Consider the following 25,288-nt stretch of genomic DNA (forward strand, 5'->3'; position numbering starts at 1 on the left):
GGCGGTGGCACGGACTCGGGCACTGGGGGGATTTCGATGCGCGTTCTCATCGCCGGCGGTGGCGTCGCGGGCACGGTCACGGCGATGGCGCTGCAGCGCGCCGGCCACGAGCCCGTGGTCTTCGAGGCCCATCCCTCCGGAGGGGCCGACGCCGGTGCGTTCCTCACCGTGATGCACAACGGCATGGACGCGCTGAAGGCGATCGGCGCCGACGGCCCCGTGAACGACGTGTCCTTCGCCGCCCTCGGCGTCGAGCTGGTCGGGCCGGACGGCACGACGAGGGGCGCCCGCGAGTTCGACACCGGTGCGCTCGCCGGGCCGCGCACGCTCACCCGCGCCGCGTTCTACCGTGCCCTGCAGGAGGAAGCCGGCCGCCGCGGGATCACCGTCGAGCACGGCCGCCGCCTCGTCTCCGCCGAACCGGTCTCCGCCGAAACCGGCGCCTCCGGCGTCGTCGCCACGTTCGCCGACGGGTCCACCGCGACCGGCGACGTGCTCGTGGGCGCCGACGGCGTGCGCTCCGAGGTCCGCACCCTCATCGACCCGGCCGCCGACCGCCCGCGTTTCACCGGCCTCACCGTGGTCTACGGCTACACGCGCGCCGGGGGCCTGCCGGCCGCGCCCGGCATCTACCGCATGATCCGCGGCACTCGCGCCGCCTTCGGGTTCACCACCGCGCCCGACGGCGCGACCTTCTGGTTCGCCCGCATCCCCGACACCGAGCGTCCGCGCGACGAGATCGCCGCCGTCACGCCGGCCGGCTGGCGCGAGTTCGCCCACGCGGCCTTCGACGGCGACCCGCTGCCGTGCGCGGACATCGTGGCCGCGACGGGCGACGACGTCTTCGGCGGCCACTCCTACGACGTGCCCACCACCCGGGTCTGGTCCACCGGCACCATGGTCCTCGTCGGCGACGCGGCCCACGCGGCGTCGCCGGCCGCCGGGCAGGGTGCGTCGATGGCGCTGGAGGACAGCGTGGTGCTCGCCCTGTGCCTGCGCGACCTGCCGGACGCGCCTGCCGCGTTCGCTGCCTACGAGAGGCTGCGGCGCACCCGGGTGGAAAAGCTGGTGGCGGCCAGCGCGGGCCAGGACGTCGGCGAGGAGCGCGGCTGGCTGTACCACCACCACATCGACTGGAACGGGCGAATCACAGGCTGATTCGCGCTTGCGCGGCGCCGCCGGTGGCTACGATCCGGCGCATGACCCAACCCGCACCCCCCATGCAGTTCCCGATCATGCTGTCCACGATGAACGATCTGCCCGGTTACCGCGTGGTTCGCGTGTTCGGCGAGGTTTTCGGCCTCACCGTCCGCAGCCGCAACATGTTCTCCAACCTCGGTGCCGGCTTCAAGGCCATGGCGGGCGGTGAGCTCAAGGGCCTGTCGAAGCTGCTGTCCGACTCGCGCTACGAGGCGCTGGGCCGTCTTTCGCAGGAAGCCATGGCGCACGGGGCCAACGCCGTGCTCGCGCTGCGCTTCGACTGCAACGAGATCGCCCAGACGGCCAGCGAGATCGCCGCGTACGGCACGGCCGTGTACGTGGTCCCCGAAGGCGCGCCGCAGCAGCCCGGCCAGCAGCAGGGCCAGCAGGTCCAGCACCAGCAGCCGCAGGGTCAGCCCCAGTACCAGCAGCAACAGCAGCAGCAGGGTTTCCCCCAGAACTGACCAAGCCACAGAGCGAGATCGCGCCGGCTTCCGGATTGTGCGGTGCGATCGGCCCCCGGCCGATCCGACCGCACAATCCGGAAGCCGGCTCAAAGGCGATCTCGCACGCCCCGGCGGAGCCGGGGGCATGTCACCGCTTGTAGAGCGCCTCGATGTCGGACGCGTAGTTCTTGTTCACCACGTTGCGCTTGAGCTTCAGCGAGGGCGTGATCTCGCCGCTCGCCTCGGTGAAGTCTTTGGCCAGCACGGTGAACTTCTTGATCGCCTCGGCGTGGGAGACCTGCTTGTTGGCCTCGTCGACCGCGCTCTGGATCTCCTTGAGCAGGTCGGCGTCGGCCGCCAGGTCGGAGACCGTGGCCTGCGCGGGCTTGCCGTGCTGGGTCTTCCAGGAGGGGAAGAACTCCTCGTCGATGGTGACCAGCGCGGCGATGAACGGGCGCTGGTCGCCGACCACCATGGCCTGGCTGATCAGCGGCGAGGCCTTCATCGTGTCCTCGAGCCCCGACGGCGCGACGTTCTTGCCGCCGGCCGTCACGATGATCTCCTTCTTGCGGCCGGTGATCTTGAGGAAGCCTTCGCCGTCCAGCTCGCCCAGGTCGCCGGTGTGGAACCAGCCGTCGGTGAGCGACTCGGCGGTGGCGGCGGCGTTGTTGTAGTACGCGCCGAACACGACGTTGCCCTTGAGCAGGATCTCGCCGTCCTCGGCGATGCGCACCGAGGTGCCCGCCACGGGCTTGCCGACCGTGCCGACGCGGAACGCCGTCTTGGTGCTCACGGCCGCCGCGGCCGAGGTCTCGGTGAGGCCGTAACCCTCGAACACCGGCACGCCGATGCCGCGGAAGAAGTGGGCCAGCCGCTCGCCGAGCGGGGCGCCGCCCGAGACCGCGGCGACGCAGCGGCCGCCCAGCGCCGCGCGCAGCTTGCTGTACACGAGCTTGTCGAACACCAGGTGCTTGGCGCGCAGGCCGAACGCGACGCTGCCCTTGTCCACGGCGTGGCTGTAGTCGACCGCGGTGGCCTCGGCCGCGTCGAAGATCTTGCCCTTGCCCTCGCTGTGGGCCTTCTGCTTGGCCGAGTTGTAGACCTTCTCGAACACGCGGGGGACGGCGACCACGAACGTCGGCCGGAACGTGCCGAGGTCGGCGACGAGGTTCTTCACGTCCGGCGTGTGGCCCAGCGTCACGCGGGCCGACAGCGCGGTCACGGCGATCGCGCGGGCCAGGATGTGGGCCAGCGGCAGGAAGCACAGCAGCGAGTTGCCCTGCTCCATGAGCTCGGGGAACGCCTCGATGTCGGCGCGGATCTCGGCCAGCAGGTTGCGGTGCGTCAGCTCGACGCCCTTGGGCCGGCCGGTGGTGCCCGAGGTGTAGACGATCGTGGCCAGCTCGCCCGCGCCGACCTCGCGGCGGCGCGCGTGCAGGTCGTCGTCGGCGACTTCGGCGCCGAGCGCGGTCAGCTCGTCGACCGCGGGGGAGGCGCCTTCGATCTGCCAGGTGTGCTGCAGCGTGGTGAGCCGGTCGCGGATCGCGTCCACGGCCTCGCGGTGCGTGCCGGTCTCGACCAGCACGGCCTTGGCGGCCGAGTCGGACAGGATCCAATGCACCTGCTCGGGTGAGGACGTCTCGTAGATCGGCACGGTGACGGCGCCCGCGGCCCAGATCGCGAAGTCGATCAGCGTCCACTCGTAGCGGGTCTTCGACATCAGCGCGACGCGGTCGCCGTGGCCGACGCCGGCGGCGATCAGGCCCTTCGCGACGGCCGCGACCTGGTCGGCGAAGTCCTTGGCCGTCACGTCCAGCCAGGTGCCCTCGACCTGCCGGCGGAAGCTCACGACGTCGGAGAACCGCTCGGCGTTCGCCCAGACGACGTCGGCCAGGTTCTCGTCGTCGGTCACCGGCTTCCCGGCGGGGGCGCTGTATTCGCGCACGTGGACCTCCGTGTTCGACGCGTGCGGGGTTACCCGCCGGTCAACTTAGCTTGCCGTAGACCTTAAGACCACGCCGCGCCGACCCGCCGGACGAGGTCGTGACATTCTGCGCCTGTGAACCCCGGACCACCCGCTCTCGATCTCGTGGACGAGACCTTCATCGTGGTGCCGCCGAGCACGATCGCCGCGGCTTTCGCGGACCCGGGCGCCTGGCGGCGGTACTGGCCCGACCTGTCCCTTCAGGTGTACACCGACCGTGGCGAGAAGGGTTTGCGCTGGACCGTGACGGGCGCGCTCGTCGGTACGATGGAGGTCTGGCTGGAACCCGTGCTCGACGGCACCGTGCTGCACTACTTCCTGCGCGCGACGCCCGCCGGCCCCGGCGGTGCGCCGCGGACCCTGACTCCGCGTGAGCTGCGCCGGGAGTTCGACCGGCGGGCCCGTGCGGCGAAGCACCTCGCACTGGAGCTGAAGCACGTCCTCGAGGACGGGCGCGAGCCCGGGGTCCCGCCGCGGGCCGGAGACCTCGAGACCACTGACTAGGAGGGTCTTGTGCGGGTTCACGTCGTTTCGGACGTGCACGGCAACGCCGACGCGCTGAAGCGGGCGGGTGAGGGAGCCGACGCGCTGGTCGTGCTCGGCGACCTGCTGGACTTCGTCGACTACCGCGAGCACGAGAAGGGCATCATGGGCGCCCTGTTCGGCGCGGAGAAGGTGGCGCAGTTCGCGCGCCTGCGCCGCGAGGGCACCCGCGACGAGACGGTGGCCTACTCGCGCACGCTGTGGGCCACGCTCGACGACCCGGCCTCGGCCGTGGACGAGGCCGTGCGCGAGCAGTACGCCACGCTCTTCGCCTCGATGACCGCGCCGACCTACGCCACGCCCGGCAACGTCGACTCGCCCGCGCTGTGGCCGGAGTTCGTCGGCGACGGCGTGCAGGTGCTCGACGGCGAGGTCACCACCATCGGCGGCCTGCGGTTCGGGTTCGTCGGGGGAGCGGTGCTGCCCGAGGGCGTGGTGCCGCGGCCGCGCAAGGGCGCCGCGTGGCGGCCCTACCTGCGGGCCCGCGAGGAGTTCGACGAGGGCGTGGCCAAGCTGTCGGACGTCGACGTGCTCTGCACGCACATCCCGCCGGCCGTCGCCGAGCTGACCTACGACGTGGTCGCGCGACGCGCCGAGCTGGGCTCGCGGGCGCTGCTGGAGCTCATCCGCGAGCAGCAGCCGCGCTGGTCGGTGTTCGGCCACGTGCACCAGCCGCTGGCCTCGCGGCGGCGGCTCGGTCACACCGAGTGCCGTAACGTGGGTCACTTCAAGGAGACCGGGCAGCCCTACGTGCTGCGCTGGTGACGTGGCTCTCCGGCTACGCTTCGTCTCATGGCCGAGCAGTCCACGCAGTCCATCGAGGTCGACGCCGAGCCCCAACGGGTGATGACGGTGATCGCCGACTTCCGCGCGTATCCGGAGTGGGCGAAGGCCGTCCAGGAGGTCGAGGTGCTGGGCACCGACGACGCCGGGCGGGCCAAGCAGGTGAAGCTGACCCTGGACGCCGGGCCGATCAAGGACGTCTACACGCTCGAGTACGACTGGGACGCGACCGGGCTCGGTGTGAGCTGGCACCTGGTCAAGGGCCAGATGCAGAAGGCGCAGAACGGCCGCTACGCGCTCGAAGCGCTGCGTGACGGGCGCACGAAGGTCACCTACACGCTCTCGGTGGAGCTGGCGCTGCCGATGATCGGCCTGCTCCGGCGCAAGGCCGAGAAGATGGTGATGGACACGGCGCTCAAGGAGCTGAAGCGACGGGCCGAAGGCTAGGCGACATGCGGATCCTGCTGTTCACCGGCAAGGGGGGTGTCGGGAAGACCACGCTCGCCGCGGCCACCGCCACCGCGCTCGCCGGGCGCGGCAGGAAGACCCTCGTGGTCTCCACCGACCCGGCCCACTCGCTCGGTGACGCGTTCGGGGCGGCGCTGGGCCCGGAACCGTCCGAAGTAGACGTCCGCGCGCCGCTTTCCGCAGGCACGCCGGCGGGCCTGTGGGCGGCTCAGGTCGACTCCCGCGAGCTGGCCGACCGGACCTGGCACGAGCTGCGTGGCCAGCTGCGCACCCTGCTGGCCGGCGCCGGTCTCGACACGCTCGACGCCGAGGAGCTGACCGTGCTCCCGGGTGTCGACGAGCTGCTCGCCCTCGGCGAGGTGCAGCGGCTGGCCGGGCACGGGCCGTGGGACACCGTGGTGGTCGACTGCGGTCCGACCGCCGAGACGCTGCGCCTGCTCGCGTTGCCCGAGGCCGTCGCGGGGTACCTGAACAAGGCCTACGGCCGCCGCGGCCGGGTCACCGGGTCCGTGCGGCGCCTGGGCGCGCACCTGGACTCGCTGCGCGAGCTGCTCACCGACCCGTCCGTGACCACCGTGCGGCTGGTGCTCACGCCGGAGCGCGTCGTGGTCGCCGAGGCCCGCCGCACGCTCACGTCGCTGGCGCTGCGCGGCATCGCCGTCGACGGCCTGATCGCCAACCGCCTGATGCCCGCGCCCGGGTTCTGGCGGGGTTCCGCGGCCGGCTGGCTGCGCACGCGGCGCGCCCAGCAGGACGCCGTGCTGGCCGAGCTCGCGGCCGCCGGGTTCGGGCCGGCCGACCTCGCGCGCGTCGAGCACCGGGCGAGTGAGCCGGTGGGCGCCGAGGCGCTCGCCGAGCTGGCCCGTGAGCTCTACGGCACGCGGGATCCCTTGTCCGGCACCGGAAAGCCCGTGACGCCACTGCTGCAGGTGACGCCGGAGGCCGAAGGCTTCCGGCTGCGTGTCGCGATGCCGTTGCAGCGGGAGTCCGACGTGGACCTCGCCCGCGTCGACGACGACCTGGCGATCACCGTGGACGGCTTCCGCCGGCTGATCGCCCTGCCGGAGACGCTGCGGCCGTGCCGGATCACCGGCGCGGAGTCCGATGCGAATGGTCTGGTCATCAGCCTGGCCGGGAACCGGGGTCGCGCGTGAGCGAGCAGGACGAGCCCGGGTACGCCGCCGAAGGCCTGCGGCTGGCGGAGGAGATCCGCCTGCTGGTGGAGCTGGTGGTGGAGCGCGCCGCGCCGTGGCTGGAAGGCCTGATGGCCGCCGGGCACGGCCGCGACGAGGTCCACGAGCCGTCCCACGACACCGAGCCCGGGGCCTCGGGCGCTCCGGGGACTTCGGGGTGCGGCTGGTGCCCGTTGTGTGCGATCGTCGCCGTCGTGCGAGGTGAACGGCCGGAGTTCGCCGCCCGGCTGCTTGAGCAGGCGGCGCAGCTGGTGGCGTTGCTGCGGGCGGTGCTCGCGGACCGCTGGGAGCCCGACGAGGGTGTGCACATGCCGGGCTTCCGGCCCGCGCCCAGGCCCGCGCCCGGCCCCCGGGACGCCACCGTGCCCGCGGACGACCCGGGAGCCGCCGCCCGGGTGCAGCACGTCGCCGTCCGCAAGCGGGAAGACTGGCGGCCGGAGCGGGAGAACTGAGTGCTGACGATAGGGGTGGACGTCGGCGGCACGAGTGTGCGCGCCGGTGTGGTGGACGAGCGGGGATCGCTCCTGGACACCGCACGCGTCGGGACACCGAGTGAGGAGAACGCCCTCGAGGACGCCATCGCCGGCGTTGTCGAGGACCTGCGCAACCGCCACGACGTCGCCGCCGTGGGCCTGGCCGTGGCCGGGTTCGTGGCGCGCGACCGCCGGTCGGTGATGTTCGCGCCGCACCTCGCGTGGCGCGACGCGCCCGTGGCCGACCGCATCGAGAAGCGCGTGGGCCTGCCGGTGACGCTGGAGCACGACGTGAACTCGGCCGTGGTCGGCGAGCACCGCTTCGGCGCGGCCCGCGGCGCGCAGGTGGCGGCGCTGGTCGCGCTCGGCACCGGCATCGGCGCCGGGCTGCTGCTCGACGGCGAGATCTACCGCGGCGCCTACGGCGTCGCTCCCGAGCTGGGCCACCTGACCGTGGTGCCGGGCGGGCGCGCGTGCCCGTGCGGCAAGTACGGCTGCTGGGAGCGCTACTGCAGCGGCACGGCGCTGGCCGCGACCGCCGTGGAATTGCTCGCGCGCTACCCGGGCCGCTCCACGGTCCTGTCGCGCGAGGTCGCGGGCGACCCGGGTTCGGTCACGGGCCGCCGCGTCGCCGGCGCCGCGCGCGACGGCGACCCGATCGCGTTGCGCGCGATGGCCGAGCTGGCCAAGTGGCTGGGCGAGGGCCTCGCGCTGGTCGCGGACGTGTTCGACCCCGAGATCATCGTGATCGGCGGCGGCGTGTCCGAGTCGGCCCCGCTGTTCCTCGACGAGGCCCGCGAGCACTACGCGGGCGCCATCACCGGCGCGCGCTACCGCCCGCTGGCCCGCATCCGCACGGCCCACCTCGGCGACGACACGGCCATCGTCGGCGCCGCGGCCCTCGCTCTCGACGCGGCCAAGGCCCCGGTCGCCGAGGTCGCCGGCTGACGCTGTCGCCGGCTGACGCTCCCCGGACGCGGAAGTGCCCCAGCACCGTCGGGATGCTGGGGCACTTCCACCGCAACGGTCAGAGGCGTTCCAGGAACGCCCGCCACGCCTCCCCGGCGATCAGCAGGGAGCCGCCCTCGCGGTCCTTGGAGTCGCGCACACCGGCCTCTTCGGAAAGCGTGCGCACTTCGACACACTCGCCCTGTTGGCCGCTGTACGACGACGTCCGCCAGACACCTTCGTTCATCCCGTTCGCTCCAACTCATCCGCGATTTTCGCGATGGCGCGCACCGAAGCCACAGCGCCCATCGCGTCACGGCGGATTCGCTCCGCCGCTTCCACGTAGTCTTTCACGTCGCGGTTGTTGGTCAGGGTCGTCGACGAGCGGTACTGCTCGACGTGGACCACCGTCGCCGAGTCCGAGCGGATGACGACGAATCCGCCCTCTCGCGCCGGGTGATACCCCAGCCGGAAGGGAAGCAGCTGGATCGAGATGTGGGGCAACTCGGCCACCTCGCAGAGATCCCGCAGCTGCCTCACCGCCACATCGGGCGGACACGCCGGGTACCGGATCGCCTGCTCGCCGATGACTGTTTCGAACCGGGTGCTGCCGTCGAGGTACCTCTTCCGCCGGGCCATCCGAAGTTCGAGCTTGCTGTCGAGCTCGGTTTCCGGCATGTCGCCGTCGACCATCATCACGCGGGTGTAGTCGCGGATCTGCAATGGTCCCGGGATCAACGAGGGCTGATAGGCGAAGATGTCATTCGCGACCGATTCGTACTCGGCGACCACGGCGAGGTCCCGGGCGATGCCGGGGATCAGCCAGTTCGGGTCTGTTCCGTCGCGGAAGAGGCGAAGCGCCTGGCTGGTCTCCTCGCTCGTGGCGCCGGTGACCGTCAGGGTTCGCTCCAGCTCGGCTTGTTCCTCGAAGCCGAGTTCTCCGCGCTCACGGCGCGAGATGTGTGAGTGCGATCGGTTCACCAACTCGGCCACTTGCGGCTGAGTGAGACCGGCACGCTTGCGAATCCTGCGCAAAAGTACGCCGAGTTCGACCTGCCGGGGTGTCGCACGTGTGCTGGGCATGCACAAACCTTATCAGTATGTGTGCACCACGATCGGGTGTATATGCACACGGAGGGTTGTCAACTGTGCATGCACACAAGAAAATCGTCGCGAGCAAAGAATTGGTGGTCGATCACCCGGGGAGGGCTCCGTGTACGTGTGGCAGCAAGCGGAAGGGCGGCGTCACGCGAGAGCGGCCGTGCACCTCGGCTCGCTCGACGCCGGGGCGAGGTTCACGGCCTTGTGCGGCTCGGAGCCGAGCGTCGGGGAGGACGACGTCCACGGTCCGGGCAAACCCTGGCTCGACCCGACTTGCCCGCCCTGCGACGCGGCTTTCCGTCGCGTGCTGGGGATTCCGGACCCTCGCCCGGACGGCGCGCCGCGCACGGCCGCGCTGTCGAAGGCGCGGGGCTGACCATGACCGCACGACTCCGCGTCGCGGGCGAGGACCCGCAGGGCGAGTCCGGCGCCGCGGCTGCCGGCTCCACGCATACCTCCGCGCCGGCACGCCCGGCCGGCGACGCCTCGACCCCTGCCGCCACGTCGGGTGGCGGCAGGGCCACCGCGTCCCGGGGCACTCGTGAACCCCGGCGAAGTGCCCCGGGACTCACCGCCGGCGACCGGCTGATGCTCCAGGAACTCCTGGACTCGGCCGACTCCGTGACCTACGGCCTGTCGATCCGGCTCGCCGGAGTCGTCTGGCGGCTCAGGGAGGACCGCCCGCCGAGCCGGCTCGAACTGGAAGTGCTCCGCAAGCGCGCGGCCCGGCTGAAGGACAACCTCGACGCCTGCACGGCGTTCGTCGTGGAACGGCTCGGCGAACGCGGCTGACGATCACAGTCGTCCACCAGGAGGCTGCGTCCGGCGGCCTTCCTGTGGAAGGCTGGCCGGGTGACGCCGATGACCGCCAACCGGTTCGTGCGGTGTTCGTGCGGGCGGCTGCACTGGGGTGCGCACGGCGCGGCCGGGCTCCTCCTGTCCGATCCCGCACGCGGGGTGCTTCTGCAGCGGCGCGCCTGGTGGGTGCACAACGGCAGCACCTGGGCCCTGCCGGGTGGCGCGCTGGAGACGGGCGAGACCGTGCGCGAGGCGGCGGCCCGCGAGGCGTGGGAAGAGGCCGATGTGCCGAAAACCGCGTTCCGCGCGCTGTCGGCGTCGGTGCTCGACCACGGGACCTGGCGCTACACCACCGTGCTCGGCGTCGCCGACAGCTCGCTCGACGCGCGCGTGGCCAACCAGGAGAGCGCCGAGCTGCGCTGGGTCGCGCCCGGCGAGGTGGCCGAGCTGCCGTTGCACCGCGACTTCGCCGAGTCGTGGCCGCGGCTGCGCGAACAGCTCGGCCGTGAGCTCGTGCTGATCGTCGACGGCGCCAACGTGGTGGGCTCCCGGCCCGACGGCTGGTGGCGCGACCGCCGCGGCGCGGCCGAACGCCTGCGGGACCGGCTGGCGAAGCTGGCCGAGCGGGGGATCGCCGACACCGTGGCAGGCATCGGCGCCGGCCCGACGTGGGAGTGGTGGCCGCGGGTGGTCCTCGTCGTCGAGGGCCAGGCGCGCGGGGTCGATCCGGTCACCGGCGTCGAGATCGCGACGGCTCCCGCGGACGGCGACTCGCACATCGTCGAGGTCACCGCGCAGGCCCGGCCGGGCGACCACGTCGTGGTGGTCACGGCCGACCGCGAGCTGCGGTCCCGGGTCACCGCGCTGGGCGCGTCGATCATGGGCCCGGGCACGCTGCTGCGCGAGCTGGACGCCGGCTAGCTCTGAAACTGACTGAGGTTGTTGACAGTCTTGGGCTCCTGATCTAGGGAGGCCTATGGCTGGGCGAGTGTGGAGTGAAAAGGAGCTGGTCAGGCGCGCGAATCGGCGTCTGGCCGTGCTTCGTCACGCCGAGGAAGTCAGCGGTAACGTCGCGGCGACCTGCCGCTACTACGGCATCAGCCGCACGGTGTTCTACCGGTGGAAACACCGCTGGGAGGACGAGGGTATCGACGGTCTGAAAGACCGCTCGAGCGCGCCGCTGCACTGCCCGACCATCACCCATCCCCAGGTGGTCGAGAAGATCATCCACCTGCGCCGGCATGACCACTTCGGTCCCCTGAAGATCGAAATGTACCTGCGCGGCTACCACGATCAAGAGATCGGCGCCTCCACGATCTACCGCATCCTCAAACGCCTGGGCATGAACCGCCTACCCGCCTCCCAGCGCTACAAGCGCCACCACCAGCGGTGGAAGCGCTACGAGAAGCAGCGCCCCGGCCACCAGCTGCAGATCGACGTCAAGTTCGTTGAGCCGATCACCGATGACGCCGGCCGGAAGAAACGGTTCTACCAGTACACCGCGATCGATGACTGCACCCGCCTGCGGATCCTGAAGATCTACCCCCGCTCCGACCAGAAGACCGCGATCCAATTCCTGGACTACGTGCTGTCCCGGCTGCCGTTCCAGGCCGAGAAGATCCAGACCGACAACGGCGCCGAGTTCCAGTCGGCGTTCCACTGGCACCTGCTCGACCAAGGCATCGGGCATGTCTACATCCGCCCCGCCACACCCCGATTGAACGGCAAAGTCGAGCGCTCCCACCGCATCGACGCCGAAGAGTTTTATCGCCTGCTCGACGGCGTCGTCCTTGGCGATCTCGGTGCCTTCAATGAGAAGCTCAAGGAATGGGAGGACTACTACAACTTCCACCGCCCTCACGGCGGCCTCGCCGGCCAAACTCCGTATGAGAGGCTGCTACAGAAGACCCAACCCCACGCCCAACCTGTCAACCACCAACGACAGCAGCACAGCTAGCGGGCGATCCCGTCGCGCATCTCCGCGACCAGCGACGCGACGACGGCCTTCAGGGAACCGTGGTGCTGCTTCGCCACCGCGCGCTGACGCCGGTAGCTCGGCCCGTACTTCAGGATCGTCTCGACGTCGCGCAGCTCGGCCACGCAGTCGAGCCGCCGGGCGACGGGTTCGAGCTTCTCCAGCAGGTTGGTGACGTCGTCGGTGACGAGCCGCTCGCGGCCGCCGGCGTCGAGGATGATGATCGCGTCCGTGCCGTAGCGGGCGGCGCGCCACTTGTTCTCCTGCACGTGCCACGGCGGCAATGTCGGGAGCCGCTCGCCGTGGTCGAGGCGCGTGCTGAAGTCCTCGACGAGGCACTGCGTCAGCGCGGCGATCGCGCCGACCTCCTCCAGCGTCGGCAGTCCGTCGCACACGCGCATCTCGATCGTGCCGAAGTGCGGTGCGGGCCGGATGTCCCAGCGGATTTCGGAGAAGTGGTCGATCACGCCGGTGGTGAACATGTCGTCGACGTAGTGCTCCAGCTCCGTCCACTCACGGAACTGGAACGGCAGCCCGGCCGTGGGCAGCTGCTGGAACATCAGCGCGCGGTTCGACGCGTAGCCGGTGTCCTCCGCGCCCCAGTACGGCGAGGACGCCGAGAGCGCCTGCAGGTGCGGCGCGTAGTTGAGCAGCGCGTCGAGCACCGGCAGCACCTTGTCGCGGTGGTCCAGGCCGACGTGCACGTGGACGCCGTAGATCAGCATCTGCCTGCCCCACCACTGGGTGCGGTCGATGAGCTTGGCGTAGCGCGCCTTGTCGGTCACCTTCTGGCGGTACCAGTTGGAGAACGGGTGCGTGCCCGCCGAGAACAGCTCCACGCCCAGCGGGTCGGTCACCTTGTGCACGACGTCGAGCGACTCGGCCAGGTCGGCCTTCACCTCGGCGACGGTGGTGCAGACGCCGCTGATCACCTCGATGGTGTTGAGCAGCAGCTCCTGCTTGATCTTGGGGTGCTCGTCGGCGCCGTCGGGGCGCACCGCGTCGAGGATCCGTTCCGCGACCGAGGCCAGCTCGCCGCTGCGCCGGTCCACCAGGGCCAGCTCCCACTCCGCGCCGATCGTCGAACGCCGCGAAGGACTGAAGTCGATCCGCATACCCGCCCGGTCAGACCTGCGCGCCGTTGGTCGGGTCGGCACCCGGCGGCGGGCCCTGGCGCACCCGCAGCAGCAGGAGCGCGATGGCGGTGGCGAGCGCGAGGATCCCCAGCGGCGTCGCCAGCGCGGGCCCGACGCCGATCAGGTTCGGCACGATCAGCAGCAGCAACCCGACCACGAAGAACAGCAGCACCACGAACGCGCCCTTGCGCGGACGCGGCAGCGGCGGCGGCTCGGGCGGCACGAAGTGCTCGTCGTCCTCGGCCGGGTCGTCGCTGAACATCGTGGCGTCCCACGTGGTGCCGCCGGTGCGCCAGTTGTCGGTCTCGGGGGCCTTCTCGGGCTTGTCGGGCTTCGGGTCGGTCTTGGCGACCGGCGGCGGGGCCGGGTCGCCGCCCTGCTCGCCCGCCGTGTCGTCGGCGAGCTCGAGCGCGTCCTCTTCGAGGAACAAACCCACGCCCTCGGCCCGCAGGTCGGCCACGATCTCGGCGAACGTGGCGTCGACGTCCTCGGGTCCGTCCGTGCCTTTCCCCCGGGTCATCAGGCACCCACCTGTCCCGCCCGCAGCGCCCGGGCGAAGTCGACACTGCGGCTGAAGATCAGTTCCGCGTCGTTGTCCTGCGTCGCGACGTGGAAGCTGTTCTCGAGCACCACCTCGGTCACGTCCGTGCTGGCGACACCGGCCAGCACGATCCGCGAGTTCTCGGGCTCCACCACGTGGTCGACGGCGGAGTGCAGCAGCAGCACCGGCTGCGTGACCTTGCCCAGGTCGGCACGCACGAGCTTCCACAGACGCGCCAGGCTCGCGGCGGCGCGCACCGGCGTACGCGGGTAGGCCAGCTCCGTCACGCCGGGCTTGGCGATGTCGTTGGCGATCGCGGGGATCGACGGGATCACGCGCGCGAGCAGCGGCAGCAGCTTCGCGTCGGCGCTCAGCCGCGTGACCGACGGGTTGACCAGCACGATCCCGGCGATCCGGTCGCCGAACTCCTCGGCGAGGCGCAGCGTGAGCGTGCCGCCCATCGACAACCCGCCGACGAACACGGTGTCGTTCTCGGCCAGCAGGGCGAGCAGCTCCTCGCGGACGGCGCCGTACCAGTCCTCCCACGTGGTCCGGTTCAGGTCCTGCCAGCGCGTGCCGTGTCCCGGCAGCAGCGGGCAGCGCACGCTGAACCCGGCCTCGGCCAGGTGGTCGCCCCAGGCCCGCAGCCCGGCCGGCGTTCCGGTGAAGCCGTGGCACAGCAGGAACCCGGCCCCGGAGGAACCGGTGTGGGCGAACGGTTCCGCGCCGGCGAGCACGCCCATGACGAACGCCCTTCCGATCGAAGCGGTGTAGGTCTTCCATGCTCTCACGGTCGAGTGGTCTTGTGGGGCCCCGGCCGGTGCCCGGAACTGCCTGGTACCGCTGTGAGATCGATCGCTGCCACGCAGTAGCGGCTCGTCCCGCATTGTGCGCACACCTGGAGGTTTCGTAGGCTTGACCACTGGGAACTCGGACGTCGAGCCTCGGGAAGGACTAGAGCGCGGTGCTGTACTGGCTCATGAAGTTCGTGTTCATCGGACCACTGCTCAAGACGCTGTGGCCGACGAAGGTCGTCGGCGCCGAAAACATCCCGGAGGACGGCGGCGCGATCCTCGCCGGCAACCACCTGGCCGTGGCCGACTCGTTCTTCATGCCGCTGCGCGTGAAGCGCAAGGTCACGTTCCCGGCGAAGTCGGAGTACTTCACCGAACCGGGCTTCAAGGGCCTGCTCAAGAAGTGGTTCTTCACCGGCGTCGGCCAGTTCCCCATCGACCGCTCCAGCGGCAACGCGGCGCAGGCCGCGCTCGACACCGCCATCCGGCTCGTGAAGCAGGGCCACCTGCTCGGCATCTACCCCGAGGGCACGCGCTCGCCCGACGGCCGCCTCTACAAGGGCAAGACCGGCGTCGCCCGCATCGCGCTGGAGTCCAAGGGCCTGGTCGTGCCCGTCGCCATGATCGGCACCGACAAGGTCAACCCGATCGGCTCCAAGATGTGGTGGCCGCGCCGCCTCGAGATCCGCTTCGGCGCGCCGCTCGACTTCTCCCGCTACGACGGCCTGGCCGGCGACCGCTTCATCGAGCGTTCGATCACCGACGAGATCATGTACGCCCTGATGGAGCTCTCGGGCCAGGAGTACGTGGACATCTACGCGGCGAAGGCCAAGGAGCTGCTCGCCGCCGAAGCTTCCGGCGCCAAACCGAAGGTGCCTGCACAGCCCTCCAGCCGTGACGCCGACCGGGTCCCCGAGACCAAGGCCGGCTAGCACACTAAGGTTCACCGGTGCGTTTTTTCTACGACACCGAGTTCATCGAGGACGGCGTGACGATCGACCTGGTTTCGATCGGTGTCGTTGACGAACGCGGCCGCGAGTTCTACGCCGTGTCGACCGACTTCGACCCCGCCAAGGCGGGCCCGTGGGTGCGCGACAACGTGCTGCCCAAGCTGCCCTCGCCCGCGGACCAGGCGTGGCGCAGCCGTGAGAAGATCCGCGCCGACCTGCTCGAGTTCTTCGGCAAGCCCCCGGGCGGCATCGAGCTGTGGGCCTGGTTCGCCGCCTACGACCACGTCGCCCTCGCCCAGCTGTGGGGCCCCATGCCCGCCCTGCCGCGCCAGCTGCCCCGCTTCACGCGCGACCTGCGCCAACGCTGGGAAGACGCGGGCAAACCCAAGCTGCCGTTGGCGCCCACGGATCAGCACGATGCGCTTGCCGACGCGAAACACAACCTGCAACGCTGGGAAGTGATCGAACCGGCGTTTCGGCGCCGCTGAGCTTTTCGCGGCTGGGGGGGTCGTCAATGCGCCGGGTGCTTGCCGGGTTCGTGGTGCTGGTGTTGGTGCTCGGCATGGTCACGGCCGCGGCGGCACCTCAGCCCGATCCGGCGCGCGATTATCTGCTCAGCGCCCTTGGCCTGCTCCGCGCTCACTCGATCGACCGGGACTTCGTCGACTGGCCGACTGCCGAAGCCGAAGCTCTGCGCGAAATAGCCGGGGTGACAGCGCCGGCGGGCACGTATTCGGCGATCCGCACGGTGATCTATCAGCTGGGCAACCCGCACACCAGGCTGACCGGTCCCGCCCAGGCCGTTCCTGCTCCTCCGGCGACCATCGAGGTGCCGAGCAGGCGGACCCACGGTGACCTGGCCGTGCTGACGGTGCCCGAGTTCCACTTGAACCCGGCCGCGGAAGGCCGCTACGTCGCCGCGGGGGTGGCCGCGGTCCGCTCCGCCGACGCGAGCCACCCGTGCGGCTGGATCGTCGACCTGCGCGGCAACGGCGGCGGCGACATGGTGCCCATGCTCACGGTCGTCGCGCCGCTGCTGGACGAGGGTGTCCTGGGCTCGTTCAAGGGCCTCGACGGGGCCGGCCCCTGGATCCTGCGTGCGGGTCGGGTGCTGGTCCCGGGCCGGTCGGCGGTCGACCCCGTGAATCCGCTGCGGTTGGCCGGCCCACGCCCACCGGTGGCCGTGCTCACCTCCGCCCGCACCGGAAGCTCGGGTGAGGCGACACTCATTGCCTTCCGAGGCCTCACCCGCGCGTCCGTTTTCGGCCAAGCCACCGCAGGTCTCGCGACCGGTAACGAGGTCTACCGCCTCAGCGACGGAGCCGAACTGGTGGTCACGACGGCGCAGGAAATGGACCGGACCGGCCGCGTCTACGGCAACACCCCGATCCAGCCCGACCACCCGCTGCCCGCGGCCGCGACCACCGACGAGGTGATCGCGGCCGCGTCAGCGTGGCTCCACACCCAACCCGGCTGTAGCCGCTGACCGGACGGGTCAGCGCCGCGCCCGCACCGCACCCGCCAGCGTGTCCAGCAGATCCGCCGTCGTGTCCCAGTCGAGGCAGGCGTCGGTGATCGACTGGCCGTACGTGAGTTCCGAAGCGTGGCCCAGCACGAGCTTCTGGGCGCCCCCGGTCAGGAAGCTCTCCATCATCAACCCGACGATCCCGCGTTCACCCGCGGCGATCCGGTCGGCCAGCTCCAGCACGACCTCGCGGGAGCGGACGTGGTCCTTGTTGCTGTTGCCGTGGCTCGCGTCGATGATCACGCGCTCCGGCAGGCCCGACTTGGCGAGCCGGCCGAGGGTCTCGGTGACCGAGGCGGCGTCGTAGTTCGGGCCCTGCGAGCTGCCGCGCAGGATCACGTGGCAGTCGGGGTTGCCGGAGGTGGTCAGCAGCGCCGCGAGTCCGTCGGTGTTGATGCCCGGGAACACGTGCGACGCGGCGGCCGCGCGGGTGGCGTCCACCGCCACTTGGATGTCGCCCTCCACCGAGTTCTTGATGCCCACCGGCATCGACAGCGCGCTGCACATTTGGCGGTGCACCTGGCTAGCCGCCGTGCGCGCGCCGATGGAGCCCCAGGTGACGATGTCGGCGATGAACTGCGGCGTGATCGGGTCCAGGAACTCGCAGCCCACCGGCAGGCCGAGCGCCGACACGTCGAGCAGCAGCTTGCGGGCCAGGCGCAGGCCCTTGTTCACGGCGAAGGTGCCGTCGAGGTCGGGGTCGTTGATCAGGCCCTTCCAGCCCAGCGTGGTGCGCGGCTTCTCGAAGTACACGCGCATCACGATGTGCAGGTCGCCGCGCAGCTCTTCGGCCTTGGCGGCCAGCTTGTGGGCGTACTCGATCGCGGCTTCGGGGTCGTGGACCGAGCACGGGCCCACGACCACGGCGAGGCGGTCGTCGCGGCCGTCGAGGATGTCGACGGTCTCGGTGCGGCCGGCATGCACGACCTTCGCCACGGCGGCGTCCACGGGATGGTCTTCGCGGAGCAACGCGGGGGAGATCAGCGGGCTGATCGACGTGGTGCGCTGGTTGTCGAGGGTGCTCGCGTCGGCGGGCCCGGCGGTCAGCTGCGGGGTGGTCACGGCGGGTGGTTCCTTCCTGGTGGACACCGACCCGCGGGAATTCGCCGAGCCGGTTTCGAATCCGGCTCGGGGGTGGGAAGTCAGCGCAGGTTCACGCGGCCGCACCCACCCGGGGCCGGCTTCGTAAACCAGAAATAGCGCTGCACGCCGATCAAGCTAGCACATGCGGCCGCCGCGTGGGCGCGAGGACCGATTCGCCAGGTGGTACGCCCTGCACCGATCCAGACGATTGCCGCTACTCTGGCGGCGAAATGTGACTGCGATCTCCAACGTGACGAAGACGGAGGCAAGAGATGCGTGTCGGTGTGCTGACGGGTGGCGGTGACTGCCCGGGCCTGAACGCGGTGATCCGCGCGGTGGTCCGCAAGGGCATCGAGGTGCACGGCTGGGATTTCGTCGGCTTCCGCAACGGGTGGCAGGGGCCGCTCACGGGCGAGAGCAAGCCGCTCGGCCTGCGTGACGTCGAGGACATCCTCACGCGCGGCGGCACGATCCTGCGCTCGTCGCGGACCAACCCGTACAAGGTCGACGGCGGCGTCGAGAAGATCAAGGCCGTGCTCGCCGAGCAGGAGATCGACGCGCTGATCGCGATCGGCGGCGAGGACACCCTCGGCGTGGCGAAGCGCCTCACCGACGACGGCATCGGCGTCGTCGGCGTGCCCAAGACGATCGACAACGACCTGGGCGCCACCGACTACACCTTCGGCTTCGACACCGCCGTCTCCATCGCCACCGAGGCGATCGACCGGCTGCACACCACGGCCGAGTCGCACCACCGCGCGCTGGTCGTGGAGGTCATGGGCCGCCACGCCGGCTGGATCGCCCTGCACTCCGGCCTGGCCGGCGGCGCGAGCGTGATCCTCGTGCCGGAGCGCCACTTCTCCGTGGACCAGGTCGTGGAGTGGGTCGAGCGCCGCTTCGAGAACGAGTACGCGCCGATCATCGTCGTCGCCGAGGGCGCGCTGCCCGAGGGCGGCGAGGAGAAGCTGGTCACCGGCGAGAAGGACGCCTTCGGGCACGTCCGCCTCGGTGGCATCGGCACCTGGCTGGCCGACGAGATCGCGCACCGCACCGGCAAGGAGTCGCGCGCGGTCGTGCTGGGCCACGTGCAGCGCGGCGGCACCCCGACCGCCTACGACCGCGTGCTCGCCACCCGCTTCGGCCTGCACGCCGTGGACGCGGTGGCCGACGGCGACTTCGGCGTGATGGTGGCCCTGAAGGGCACCGACATCGTCCGCGTGAAGCTGTCCGAGGCGACCGCCGAGCTGAAGACGGTGCCGCTGGAGCGTTACGAAGAGGCCGAAGTCTTCTTCGGCTGAGTCTCTTCCGCGCCGGGTGGGGGCAGCCCCACCCGGCGCGGCGGTGTGTCTTGCGGATTTGTGCCGGCGGGCTTGGATTTCATCCCGAATTTGTTCCATTGTGGACAGTTGGGGATGGAACCAGTGACCGCGGATGCGTCTCACGCGGGCAGCTGATGGACTACGACGTCACCACCGTGAGCCGTCCGCTGGATTCGCTCATCGAGACCGCGACCGCACGACATGCCGCTAGGGGCGATGCTCGGCGCCTGCCATCCCTGCCCGAACTCCGGCTTATCCACAACGCGCTTACTCTGTGGACAGCTCGGCCTCGTCGAGCCGCGACTGCCGTTTTCGTCGGTGCACGCGGGTAGACCGGACATGGGCGCGGCTCGCCGTCCTCGTGGGAAGCCTGGACGTGTCGGCGGGGGAGACCCTCACCCAGACCCTGCTCAACCGAACGCCCCGGCCGGTGCCAGTCGGCGAGAACACCCTGGGCGTCTACTCCGACACCAGCGACCGCGCCTTGCCGGAGCCGGGATGGACGGCCGACGAGGAAAACCTCGACCCGCGCGCGGCGGTGCCGGCATCGCGCCGGACATCCGCACCCCCGTCTTCACCCCCGCCGGGCTCACCGCCGGCCGCGACACCGCCCTGGTCGCGGCTCTGCGCCTAGGACCCTTGCCAGGGTGGCATCGTCCAGTCCCAGTGCGGCACCGGTTCGTCCGTGGCCGGTTCGGCTCCGGGCGCCGAGAACAGCACGGCCAGCCGGCTGCCCCACTCCAGGTACCCGGCGAACGCGGCGCGGAACTCCGGGTCGGCGGGCAGGCCGGTCTCGTCGGCGGCGTCGAGCAGCAGCGACACCCAGCGGCGGCGCTGCTCCTCGGTGATCCCGCGGCCGAGGTGCCGGCCGATCATGTGCGGGTGCCCGCCGTGGTGGGCGGTGTAGTCGGCCGGCCCGCCGAGCACCTCGCCGAGCCAGACCGCGACGTGCTCGGCGTGGTGGGCGTCCATGCCGCGGAACACGGGTTCCAGCAGCGGGTCCTCGGGCACGCGGCGGTAGAAGATCTCGGTCAGGCGCCTGAGCGCGGGCCCGCCACCGGCCCACTCGTACAGCGTCGGCGGCCGGGCGCCGCCCTCGCCGGTGACGGCCGTCGGCTCGTAGTGGCGCATCTCGTCGAGGTCGCCGACGTAGTCCCGGATCGCCGCGAAGAACGGCGGAAAGTGCGGGCCGCGGCGGAAGCCTTCGAGGTGCGCCTCGGCCGAGGTCCAGCGGATCGCGAGCACGTAGCGCGTAGGGTCTTCGACACAGCGGCTGAGGTCGTAGCCGACGCACTCGGGTGCCTTCGCGAGCGAGCCGGCCGCCTCGGCGTACGCGGCCTCGAACGCCGCCGCGCGGTCGGGCGGGATGGTGTAGCGCAGGTATTCCACAATCATCAGGCCAGCAGAGCGCACCCGGCTCGGCCGGGCAACCACTTACTTTCCGGTGCGTAGCGAGGAGGCCGTGATGGCGGGCAGGCGGTACTGGTGCCCGGTGGAGCTCACCGTCGACGTCATCGGCGGCCGGTGGAAGCCGGTGATCCTCGCGCACCTCAAGGAAGGGGTGCACCGCTACGGCGAGCTGCGCCGCCGCATGCCGGGCATCAGCGAGAAGATGCTCACCCAGCAGCTGCGCGAGCTCACCACCGACGGCCTCGTCCACCGCGAAGCCCTCGACGGCCGCGTCCCCCGCGTCGAATACCACCTCACCCCGGACGGCGAAGCCCTCGGCCCGGCCCTCACCGCCCTCTACACCTGGGGCGAACGCCGCGCGGCGGCCACGGGGATCACGTTCGAGACGCCTGCCTGACGCCTTCGGGATCGGATGCGTGGGGCCGACCGAGCGGGGTTGCGGGTGGCCGTGTGTCCTCTCGTAGGGGGTTGTGTTCGAGGGCCTTTCGGCCGGGCTGCCGGTTCCTGGGGGTCGGCCGGTCCGGAATCGAGAAATGTGGCGGTGGCCCGCGGTGGGTTGCGTTCGAGTCGCAGTCTTGGTGCCGTCGGCCTGGCTCGGGGGTGTCGGCCGGCCCGGCACCGGAATTTTGCGAGTGGTCGAGGCTTGCTCTCGCGGGTTCACGACCGAGCGCGGCTCGGGACCGGCATGCTCCGGCGCCGGTCCCGGCCGGCGATACCGCGGTGCCTGCGCCCACCTCCCCGAGCGTCGCGGGGCACTCGCGATCATCGCGGCGCGGCGCTTCACCCTGCCGTTGACCAGGCCGACCTCCGCCCTCGGATGATCGACATCAAGCGACCGAATTGTCCGGTTGATTCCCTGGACTGGACCATTGACCAAATGGTCTAGTCCACTTACGGTGTGAGAGTCCCCACTGTCCCCGTTCGGTCACCTGGTGTGACTCCCCGAAGGGAGCCGGCATGCCCCGTCCGCGCAGGAAGAGCTTCTTGGCGCTCGTCAGCCTGGCCAGCGCCGCACTCGCCGCAGCGGCCGTCGCCGCGCCCGTGTCCACGGCCGCCACGGCCGCCAACGCGGCTCCGGCCGCCCCGCAGGCTTCGGTCGGCAAGGTGGTCGGCTACTTCACCGACTGGGGTGTGTACGACCGCAACTACCACGTGAAGAACATCGAGACCTCCGGCTCCGCCGCGAAGCTCACCCACATCAACTACGCGTTCGGCAACGTCACCAACGGCGGCTGCGCCATCGGCGACGCCTACGCGGACTACCAGAAGACCTATGACGCGGCGGGCAGCGTCGACGGCGTCGCCGACACGTGGGACCAGCCGCTGGCGGGCAGCTTCAACCAGCTGAAGAAGCTGAAGGCCAAGCACCCCGGCCTGAAGGTGATCTGGTCGTTCGGCGGCTGGAGCTGGTCGGGTGGCTTCGGCCAGGCCGCGAAGAACCCCACGGCGTTCGCGAACTCCTGCTACAACCTCGTGAACGACCCGCGCTGGGCCGGCCTGTTCGACGGCATCGACCTCGACTGGGAGTACCCCAACGCCTGCGGCCTGAGCTGTGACACCAGCGGCGCGGCGGCGTTCAAGAACCTGATGGCGGCGGTGCGCGCCAAGTTCGGCTCGTCGAAGCTCGTCACCGCGGCGATCACGGCCGACGGCACGAACGGCGGCAAGATCGACGCCGCCGACTACGCGGGCGCCGCGCAGTACGTGAACTGGTACAACGTGATGACCTACGACTACTTCGGCGCGTTCGCGGCACAGGGCCCGACGGCTCCGCACTCGCCGCTGACCTCGTACGCCGGCATCCCCACCGCCGGCTTCTACTCCGACGCGGCCATCCAGAAGCTGAAGAGCAAGGGCGTGCCCGCGTCGAAGCTGTTGCTGGGCATCGGGTTCTACGGCCGCGGCTGGACCGGCGTCACGCAGAGCGCGCCCGGCGGTTCCGCCACGGGTCCGGCGCCCGGCAAGTACGAGCAGGGCATCGAGGACTACAAGATCCTGCAGTCGAGCTGCCCGTCGACCGGCACGATCGCCGGCACCGCGTACGCGAAGTGCGGTTCGAACTGGTGGAGCTACGACACCCCGAGCACCATCGGCGGCAAGATCAGCTACGCGAAGCAGCAGGGCCTCGGCGGCGCCATGGTGTGGGAGCTGTCCGGTGACACGTCCAACGGCGAGCTGATGACGGCCGTCGCGAAGTGATCGCTTCCGGTGCGGCCGGCGGCGCAGGGGCGCGCCGGCCGCACCGGGTCCCGCAGCGCACCGACCCCGCCGGAGCCGCTCCGGCGGGGTCTCCTGTGTCCGGCGGAGAAACTGTCGGTGGCGCGGATTATCGTGCTGGGCGTGAAGTTCACGGGATTCGGTGAGTACGCCGTCGATTTCTACGACGGGCTGGAGGCCGACAACTCCAAGTCCTACTGGGACGCACACGTCGCGACCTACAAGTCCGACGTGCGCGAGCCGATGGAGGCCCTGCTCAAGGAGCTGGAGCCGGAGTTCGGCGAGGGTTTCGGCGAAGGCAAGGTGTTCCGGCCCTACCGCGACGTGCGCTTCGCGAAGGACAAGACCCCGTACAAGACGCACTGCGGCGGCGTCATCGAAGCGGGCCGCGGCGGCGGCGCCTACTACGTCGAGCTGAGCCCCGCGGGCCTGCGCGTGGGCGGCGGCTGCTTCCACCTCGCGTCCGACCAGATCGCCCGCTTCCGCACGGCCGTCGACACCGAGCTGCACGGCCCGGCGCTGGAACAGATCCTGGCCAAGCTCAAGCGCGCCGGTTTCGACATCCTCGGCGACCGCCTCAAGTCCCGCCCCCGCGGCTTCGCCGAGGACCACCCGCGCCTCGACCTGCTGCGCTACCGATCCGTCTACGCCGCCCGCTCCTGGGAACCCGCCGACTTCCTCCACGAACGCGAGGCCTTCGACCGCGTCCGCAAGTCCTGGCGCCAGCTGCGCGCCTTCAACGAATGGGCGCGCGACCACGTCGGGCCGAGCGAGCAGCCGCGCCGCTAGGGCCGGTCAGCAGAGGCCTGCCGGACCGGAGCGGCCGCGCGCCGAACGCCCACGCGACCCGCGGGCGGCTGCATGATCTCGGGTCGAGCTGCTTGCTCGGAATCGTCGGCGTTGGTGGGTTTCGGCGCCTCTGCGCGCCCGACCGCGTCGCCACGGCCGATCGACGGGGGAGCAGCAAACCGGCTCGGTGAGAAGGGGTGGCTCGGCTCACCGTGGGCACCGTGAGCGCGGCCCGGTCTCGCCGGGCGCCGTCCGCGGTGCGCTCGGCTGGACTGCGAGCGATCACACGGTTCAACGGGCAGCGGATACCGCCAGACTTTGCCGCGGGTTCGCCGTAGGCACCGTGGGCGCGACCGGGTCTCTCCGGGCGCCGTCCGCGGTGCGCTCGGCTGGACTGCGAGCGATCGCACTGTTCAACGGGGCAGCGGATACCGCCAGACCTTGCTCCCCGCAGCCGTCGTCGTCGCGAGGAGCAGGTCCGGGCCGTCCGCGATCAACGCCAGCGACTGGGCCGCCTCGGGCAGGGGCAGTTCCGCGAAGTCCTCGCACCGCGGTCCGACGCGCCAGAGCCGCGGGGCGCCGTCGACCTTCACCGTCACGTCGAGGTGGCCCGATGGGTCGAGGGTCAGGCCGGTCACTTCCAGCAGTTGCGACGCGGGGATCACCGGGCCGCCGGCGGAGGCCGTCCACGAAGGACTCGAGTGCCAGCAGGCCAGGCGTTGTTCGGCGGTCGTGCCGACGGCCGCGCAGTCCGTGGCCGAGCACGTCACGCGCCACATCGAGGCCGAGCCGGCCGGGGACGGCGGCGAGACCCGGGTCCACGCCGAACCGTCCGCCGACGTCCATGCCGCCGGCCGCACGGAAAGGCCCGACCGCGCGTCGCCGACGGCCACGTAACCCGGGCCGCCGGAGGCCGCGGCCAGGACGCGGGTCTGTTCGCCGGCGGAGCTGAGCAGCGCCGCGTCCTCGCGCAAAGCCCACGAAGCGCCGTCCGCCGAGGTCCAGATCGCCGCGCCGACGCCGCCGGACCGGTGGTCCCACTGGCCGGTCAGCACGTATCCCGCCGGGCCGGCCGCGGACCCGGACGTGGTCACCGCCCGCTCGCCCCCGAGCAGCTCCACCGGCTGTTCGTGCTCGGTCAGCCCGCCGGCCACCGACCCCGTCCAGATCGTCGGACGCGGGTTGGCGTGCGCGCCTCCGTACGCGGAGCCCAGCGCCAGCAGCTCCGAACCCGACGCGGCCGGCAGTGTCAGCTCGGCTTGCCGGCCGTAGCCCGTCGCCGGGTGCAGCGGCAGCGGCGTCCACGCGGGGCCGCCGGACCAGGCTGCCGGAGCCCGTCCGGAGGGCCCCGGCACCGAGCCGGTCATGACGATTCCCGATGAAGTCCGGACGAATCCCAGTACGCGCGTACCGGAAACCGGCAGGTCAACGGGCCGCCACGGCGGCTCCGGCGCCGGGGAACACGCCCCGACCAGGGCGAACGCCGCGATCACGAGCGAGAGCCGCCGAACCGCCGTCATGCATACGGAGGTTAGTCATCTGAATGGTTTCTGAACACTTCCTCCGAACTTTCGGTATCGGTACAGACGTGAAGAGGATGAGCGACTACTCT

General features: G+C 71.1%; 28 protein-coding genes. 19 read left to right on the plus strand and 9 right to left on the minus strand.

The features are described 5' to 3' along the window. Window positions 1-36 precede the first annotated feature (36 nt). On the plus strand, window positions 37-1,158 hold the full coding sequence (locus tag AB0K15_RS07835) for an FAD-dependent monooxygenase (RefSeq protein WP_364046883.1): 1,122 nt from the start codon (window positions 37-39) through the stop codon (window positions 1,156-1,158). A gap of 41 nt (window positions 1,159-1,199) precedes the next feature. Beyond that, the gene (locus AB0K15_RS07840) at window positions 1,200-1,664 is read left to right on the plus strand and encodes a YbjQ family protein (RefSeq protein ID WP_364046886.1); all 465 of its coding nucleotides are present in this window, start codon (window positions 1,200-1,202) and stop codon (window positions 1,662-1,664) included. A gap of 130 nt (window positions 1,665-1,794) precedes the next feature. Here AB0K15_RS07840 and AB0K15_RS07845 read toward each other — a convergent pair whose 3' ends face one another. Beyond that, entirely contained in the window at window positions 1,795-3,591 is a 1,797-nt protein-coding gene (locus AB0K15_RS07845) for a long-chain fatty acid--CoA ligase (RefSeq protein ID WP_364046889.1), read from the minus strand. 114 nt (window positions 3,592-3,705) lie between these two features. Between AB0K15_RS07845 and AB0K15_RS07850 the strand changes: the two genes are divergently transcribed. The 6 genes from AB0K15_RS07850 to AB0K15_RS07875 are packed head-to-tail and all read left to right on the plus strand — an operon-like array spanning window position 3,706 to window position 8,038. Then, window positions 3,706-4,134: a polyketide cyclase / dehydrase and lipid transport gene (locus tag AB0K15_RS07850; protein WP_364046892.1), complete on the plus strand. Its 429-nt coding sequence runs from the start codon at window positions 3,706-3,708 to the stop codon at window positions 4,132-4,134. Window positions 4,135-4,143: 9 nt separating this feature from the next. Next, window positions 4,144-4,938, plus strand: coding sequence for a metallophosphoesterase (locus tag AB0K15_RS07855; RefSeq protein WP_364046895.1), 795 nt, complete (start codon window positions 4,144-4,146; stop codon window positions 4,936-4,938). Between the two features lie 27 nt (window positions 4,939-4,965). Next, entirely contained in the window at window positions 4,966-5,403 is a 438-nt protein-coding gene (locus AB0K15_RS07860; RefSeq protein WP_364046898.1) for an SRPBCC family protein, read from the plus strand. Between the two features lie 5 nt (window positions 5,404-5,408). Further along, window positions 5,409-6,578 (plus strand): ArsA family ATPase, encoded by a 1,170-nt coding sequence (locus AB0K15_RS07865; protein WP_364046901.1) that lies wholly within the window; start codon window positions 5,409-5,411, stop codon window positions 6,576-6,578. After that, window positions 6,575-7,069, plus strand: coding sequence for a hypothetical protein (locus tag AB0K15_RS07870; protein WP_364046904.1), 495 nt, complete (start codon window positions 6,575-6,577; stop codon window positions 7,067-7,069). Before AB0K15_RS07865 ends, AB0K15_RS07870 begins: the two co-directional genes overlap by 4 nt. Before the next feature lie 15 nt (window positions 7,070-7,084). Beyond that, the gene (locus AB0K15_RS07875) at window positions 7,085-8,038 is read left to right on the plus strand and encodes an ROK family protein (protein WP_285974727.1); all 954 of its coding nucleotides are present in this window, start codon (window positions 7,085-7,087) and stop codon (window positions 8,036-8,038) included. A gap of 79 nt (window positions 8,039-8,117) precedes the next feature. Here AB0K15_RS07875 and AB0K15_RS07880 read toward each other — a convergent pair whose 3' ends face one another. Together AB0K15_RS07880 and AB0K15_RS07885 are read right to left on the minus strand one after the other, a co-directional pair. Next, entirely contained in the window at window positions 8,118-8,285 is a 168-nt protein-coding gene (locus AB0K15_RS07880) for a DUF397 domain-containing protein (RefSeq protein WP_364046907.1), read from the minus strand. Continuing rightward, the gene (locus AB0K15_RS07885; protein ID WP_364046910.1) at window positions 8,282-9,121 is read right to left on the minus strand and encodes a helix-turn-helix transcriptional regulator; all 840 of its coding nucleotides are present in this window, start codon (window positions 9,119-9,121) and stop codon (window positions 8,282-8,284) included. The genes AB0K15_RS07880 and AB0K15_RS07885 overlap by 4 nt, the downstream gene beginning before the upstream one ends. Window positions 9,122-9,251: 130 nt before the next feature. Between AB0K15_RS07885 and AB0K15_RS07890 the strand changes: the two genes are divergently transcribed. The 4 genes from AB0K15_RS07890 to AB0K15_RS07905 all read left to right on the plus strand — a co-directional run bounded on the left by AB0K15_RS07890 (window position 9,252) and on the right by AB0K15_RS07905 (window position 11,894). Next, complete coding sequence (locus AB0K15_RS07890) at window positions 9,252-9,515, plus strand: zinc finger protein (RefSeq protein WP_364046913.1); 264 nt, start codon at window positions 9,252-9,254, stop codon at window positions 9,513-9,515. Window positions 9,516-9,517: 2 nt separating this feature from the next. Further along, window positions 9,518-9,931, plus strand: a complete 414-nt coding sequence (locus AB0K15_RS07895; RefSeq protein WP_364046916.1) for a hypothetical protein — start codon at window positions 9,518-9,520, stop codon at window positions 9,929-9,931. 69 nt (window positions 9,932-10,000) lie between these two features. After that, the gene (locus AB0K15_RS07900) at window positions 10,001-10,858 is read left to right on the plus strand and encodes an NUDIX domain-containing protein (RefSeq protein ID WP_364046919.1); all 858 of its coding nucleotides are present in this window, start codon (window positions 10,001-10,003) and stop codon (window positions 10,856-10,858) included. A gap of 85 nt (window positions 10,859-10,943) precedes the next feature. Next, complete coding sequence (locus AB0K15_RS07905) at window positions 10,944-11,894, plus strand: IS481 family transposase (protein ID WP_364047949.1); 951 nt, start codon at window positions 10,944-10,946, stop codon at window positions 11,892-11,894. Here the strand turns inward: AB0K15_RS07905 and AB0K15_RS07910 are convergent. Genes AB0K15_RS07910 through AB0K15_RS07920 form a run of 3 tightly spaced genes read right to left on the minus strand, consistent with a single transcriptional unit; the run spans window position 11,891 to window position 14,332 of the window. Continuing rightward, window positions 11,891-13,027 (minus strand): glutamate--cysteine ligase, encoded by a 1,137-nt coding sequence (locus tag AB0K15_RS07910; RefSeq protein WP_364046922.1) that lies wholly within the window; start codon window positions 13,025-13,027, stop codon window positions 11,891-11,893. The genes AB0K15_RS07905 and AB0K15_RS07910 overlap by 4 nt on opposite strands. 10 nt (window positions 13,028-13,037) lie before the next feature. Then, complete coding sequence (locus AB0K15_RS07915; protein ID WP_364046925.1) at window positions 13,038-13,568, minus strand: hypothetical protein; 531 nt, start codon at window positions 13,566-13,568, stop codon at window positions 13,038-13,040. Continuing rightward, window positions 13,568-14,332, minus strand: a complete 765-nt coding sequence (locus tag AB0K15_RS07920) for an alpha/beta fold hydrolase (protein ID WP_364047951.1) — start codon at window positions 14,330-14,332, stop codon at window positions 13,568-13,570. Before AB0K15_RS07920 ends, AB0K15_RS07915 begins: the two co-directional genes overlap by 1 nt. A gap of 221 nt (window positions 14,333-14,553) precedes the next feature. On the opposite strand from AB0K15_RS07920, the gene AB0K15_RS07925 reads away from it, so the two are divergent. Genes AB0K15_RS07925 through AB0K15_RS07935 form a run of 3 tightly spaced genes read left to right on the plus strand, consistent with a single transcriptional unit; the run spans window position 14,554 to window position 16,819 of the window. Continuing rightward, window positions 14,554-15,315 (plus strand): lysophospholipid acyltransferase family protein, encoded by a 762-nt coding sequence (locus tag AB0K15_RS07925; RefSeq protein WP_364046927.1) that lies wholly within the window; start codon window positions 14,554-14,556, stop codon window positions 15,313-15,315. A gap of 17 nt (window positions 15,316-15,332) precedes the next feature. Next, window positions 15,333-15,821: a polyadenylate-specific 3'-exoribonuclease AS gene (locus AB0K15_RS07930; protein WP_364046930.1), complete on the plus strand. Its 489-nt coding sequence runs from the start codon at window positions 15,333-15,335 to the stop codon at window positions 15,819-15,821. Between the two features lie 26 nt (window positions 15,822-15,847). Beyond that, window positions 15,848-16,819 carry a S41 family peptidase gene (locus AB0K15_RS07935; protein WP_364046933.1) on the plus strand — a complete coding sequence of 324 codons (972 nt, stop codon included), beginning with the start codon at window positions 15,848-15,850 and terminating at the stop codon, window positions 16,817-16,819. Window positions 16,820-16,828: 9 nt separating this feature from the next. Here AB0K15_RS07935 and AB0K15_RS07940 read toward each other — a convergent pair whose 3' ends face one another. Further along, entirely contained in the window at window positions 16,829-17,920 is a 1,092-nt protein-coding gene (locus tag AB0K15_RS07940) for a 3-deoxy-7-phosphoheptulonate synthase (protein ID WP_364046936.1), read from the minus strand. 293 nt (window positions 17,921-18,213) lie between these two features. Between AB0K15_RS07940 and AB0K15_RS07945 the strand changes: the two genes are divergently transcribed. Beyond that, window positions 18,214-19,239 carry a 6-phosphofructokinase gene (locus AB0K15_RS07945; protein ID WP_364046939.1) on the plus strand — a complete coding sequence of 342 codons (1,026 nt, stop codon included), beginning with the start codon at window positions 18,214-18,216 and terminating at the stop codon, window positions 19,237-19,239. A 651-nt stretch (window positions 19,240-19,890) separates the two neighbouring features. Here the strand turns inward: AB0K15_RS07945 and AB0K15_RS07950 are convergent. After that, complete coding sequence (locus tag AB0K15_RS07950) at window positions 19,891-20,655, minus strand: antibiotic biosynthesis monooxygenase (protein WP_364046942.1); 765 nt, start codon at window positions 20,653-20,655, stop codon at window positions 19,891-19,893. Between the two features lie 70 nt (window positions 20,656-20,725). Between AB0K15_RS07950 and AB0K15_RS07955 the strand changes: the two genes are divergently transcribed. From AB0K15_RS07955 to AB0K15_RS07965, 3 genes are all read left to right on the plus strand, one after another. Next, the gene (locus AB0K15_RS07955) at window positions 20,726-21,067 is read left to right on the plus strand and encodes a helix-turn-helix domain-containing protein (protein ID WP_364046945.1); all 342 of its coding nucleotides are present in this window, start codon (window positions 20,726-20,728) and stop codon (window positions 21,065-21,067) included. 560 nt (window positions 21,068-21,627) lie between these two features. After that, window positions 21,628-22,869 (plus strand): glycoside hydrolase family 18 protein, encoded by a 1,242-nt coding sequence (locus tag AB0K15_RS07960; RefSeq protein ID WP_364046948.1) that lies wholly within the window; start codon window positions 21,628-21,630, stop codon window positions 22,867-22,869. Between the two features lie 141 nt (window positions 22,870-23,010). After that, complete coding sequence (locus AB0K15_RS07965) at window positions 23,011-23,676, plus strand: DUF2461 domain-containing protein (protein WP_364046951.1); 666 nt, start codon at window positions 23,011-23,013, stop codon at window positions 23,674-23,676. Window positions 23,677-24,089: 413 nt separating this feature from the next. Here the strand turns inward: AB0K15_RS07965 and AB0K15_RS07970 are convergent, their stop codons facing one another. After that, a complete protein-coding gene (locus AB0K15_RS07970; RefSeq protein ID WP_364046954.1) occupies window positions 24,090-25,196 on the minus strand; it encodes a hypothetical protein in 1,107 nt (368 codons plus the stop codon). Between the last annotated feature and the right edge of the window lie 92 nt (window positions 25,197-25,288).

Origin of the sequence: Amycolatopsis sp. NPDC049253 (genome assembly GCF_040678995.1) — a bacterium.
Taxonomy (GTDB): Bacteria; Actinomycetota; Actinomycetes; order Mycobacteriales; family Pseudonocardiaceae; genus Amycolatopsis.

Bases quoted from the DNA above. Each gene is read 5' to 3' on its own strand.
- AB0K15_RS07835 (WP_364046883.1), top strand. From the start codon at position 37: ATGCGCGTTCTCATCGCCGGCGGTGGCGTCGCGGGCACGGTCACGGCG.
- AB0K15_RS07945 (WP_364046939.1), top strand. From the start codon at position 18,214: ATGCGTGTCGGTGTGCTGACGGGTGGCGGTGACTGCCCGGGCCTGAAC.
- AB0K15_RS07885 (WP_364046910.1), bottom strand. From the start codon at position 9,121: ATGCCCAGCACACGTGCGACACCCCGGCAGGTCGAACTCGGCGTACTT.
- AB0K15_RS07920 (WP_364047951.1), bottom strand. From the start codon at position 14,332: ATGGGCGTGCTCGCCGGCGCGGAACCGTTCGCCCACACCGGTTCCTCC.
- AB0K15_RS07895 (WP_364046916.1), top strand. From the start codon at position 9,518: ATGACCGCACGACTCCGCGTCGCGGGCGAGGACCCGCAGGGCGAGTCC.
- AB0K15_RS07955 (WP_364046945.1), top strand. From the start codon at position 20,726: ATGGCGGGCAGGCGGTACTGGTGCCCGGTGGAGCTCACCGTCGACGTC.
- AB0K15_RS07970 (WP_364046954.1), bottom strand. From the start codon at position 25,196: ATGACGGCGGTTCGGCGGCTCTCGCTCGTGATCGCGGCGTTCGCCCTG.
- AB0K15_RS07915 (WP_364046925.1), bottom strand. From the start codon at position 13,568: ATGACCCGGGGGAAAGGCACGGACGGACCCGAGGACGTCGACGCCACG.
- AB0K15_RS07960 (WP_364046948.1), top strand. From the start codon at position 21,628: ATGCCCCGTCCGCGCAGGAAGAGCTTCTTGGCGCTCGTCAGCCTGGCC.
- AB0K15_RS07910 (WP_364046922.1), bottom strand. From the start codon at position 13,027: ATGCGGATCGACTTCAGTCCTTCGCGGCGTTCGACGATCGGCGCGGAG.
- AB0K15_RS07900 (WP_364046919.1), top strand. From the start codon at position 10,001: ATGACCGCCAACCGGTTCGTGCGGTGTTCGTGCGGGCGGCTGCACTGG.
- AB0K15_RS07950 (WP_364046942.1), bottom strand. From the start codon at position 20,655: ATGATTGTGGAATACCTGCGCTACACCATCCCGCCCGACCGCGCGGCG.
- AB0K15_RS07865 (WP_364046901.1), top strand. From the start codon at position 5,409: ATGCGGATCCTGCTGTTCACCGGCAAGGGGGGTGTCGGGAAGACCACG.
- AB0K15_RS07880 (WP_364046907.1), bottom strand. From the start codon at position 8,285: ATGAACGAAGGTGTCTGGCGGACGTCGTCGTACAGCGGCCAACAGGGC.
- AB0K15_RS07860 (WP_364046898.1), top strand. From the start codon at position 4,966: ATGGCCGAGCAGTCCACGCAGTCCATCGAGGTCGACGCCGAGCCCCAA.
- AB0K15_RS07840 (WP_364046886.1), top strand. From the start codon at position 1,200: ATGACCCAACCCGCACCCCCCATGCAGTTCCCGATCATGCTGTCCACG.
- AB0K15_RS07935 (WP_364046933.1), top strand. From the start codon at position 15,848: ATGCGCCGGGTGCTTGCCGGGTTCGTGGTGCTGGTGTTGGTGCTCGGC.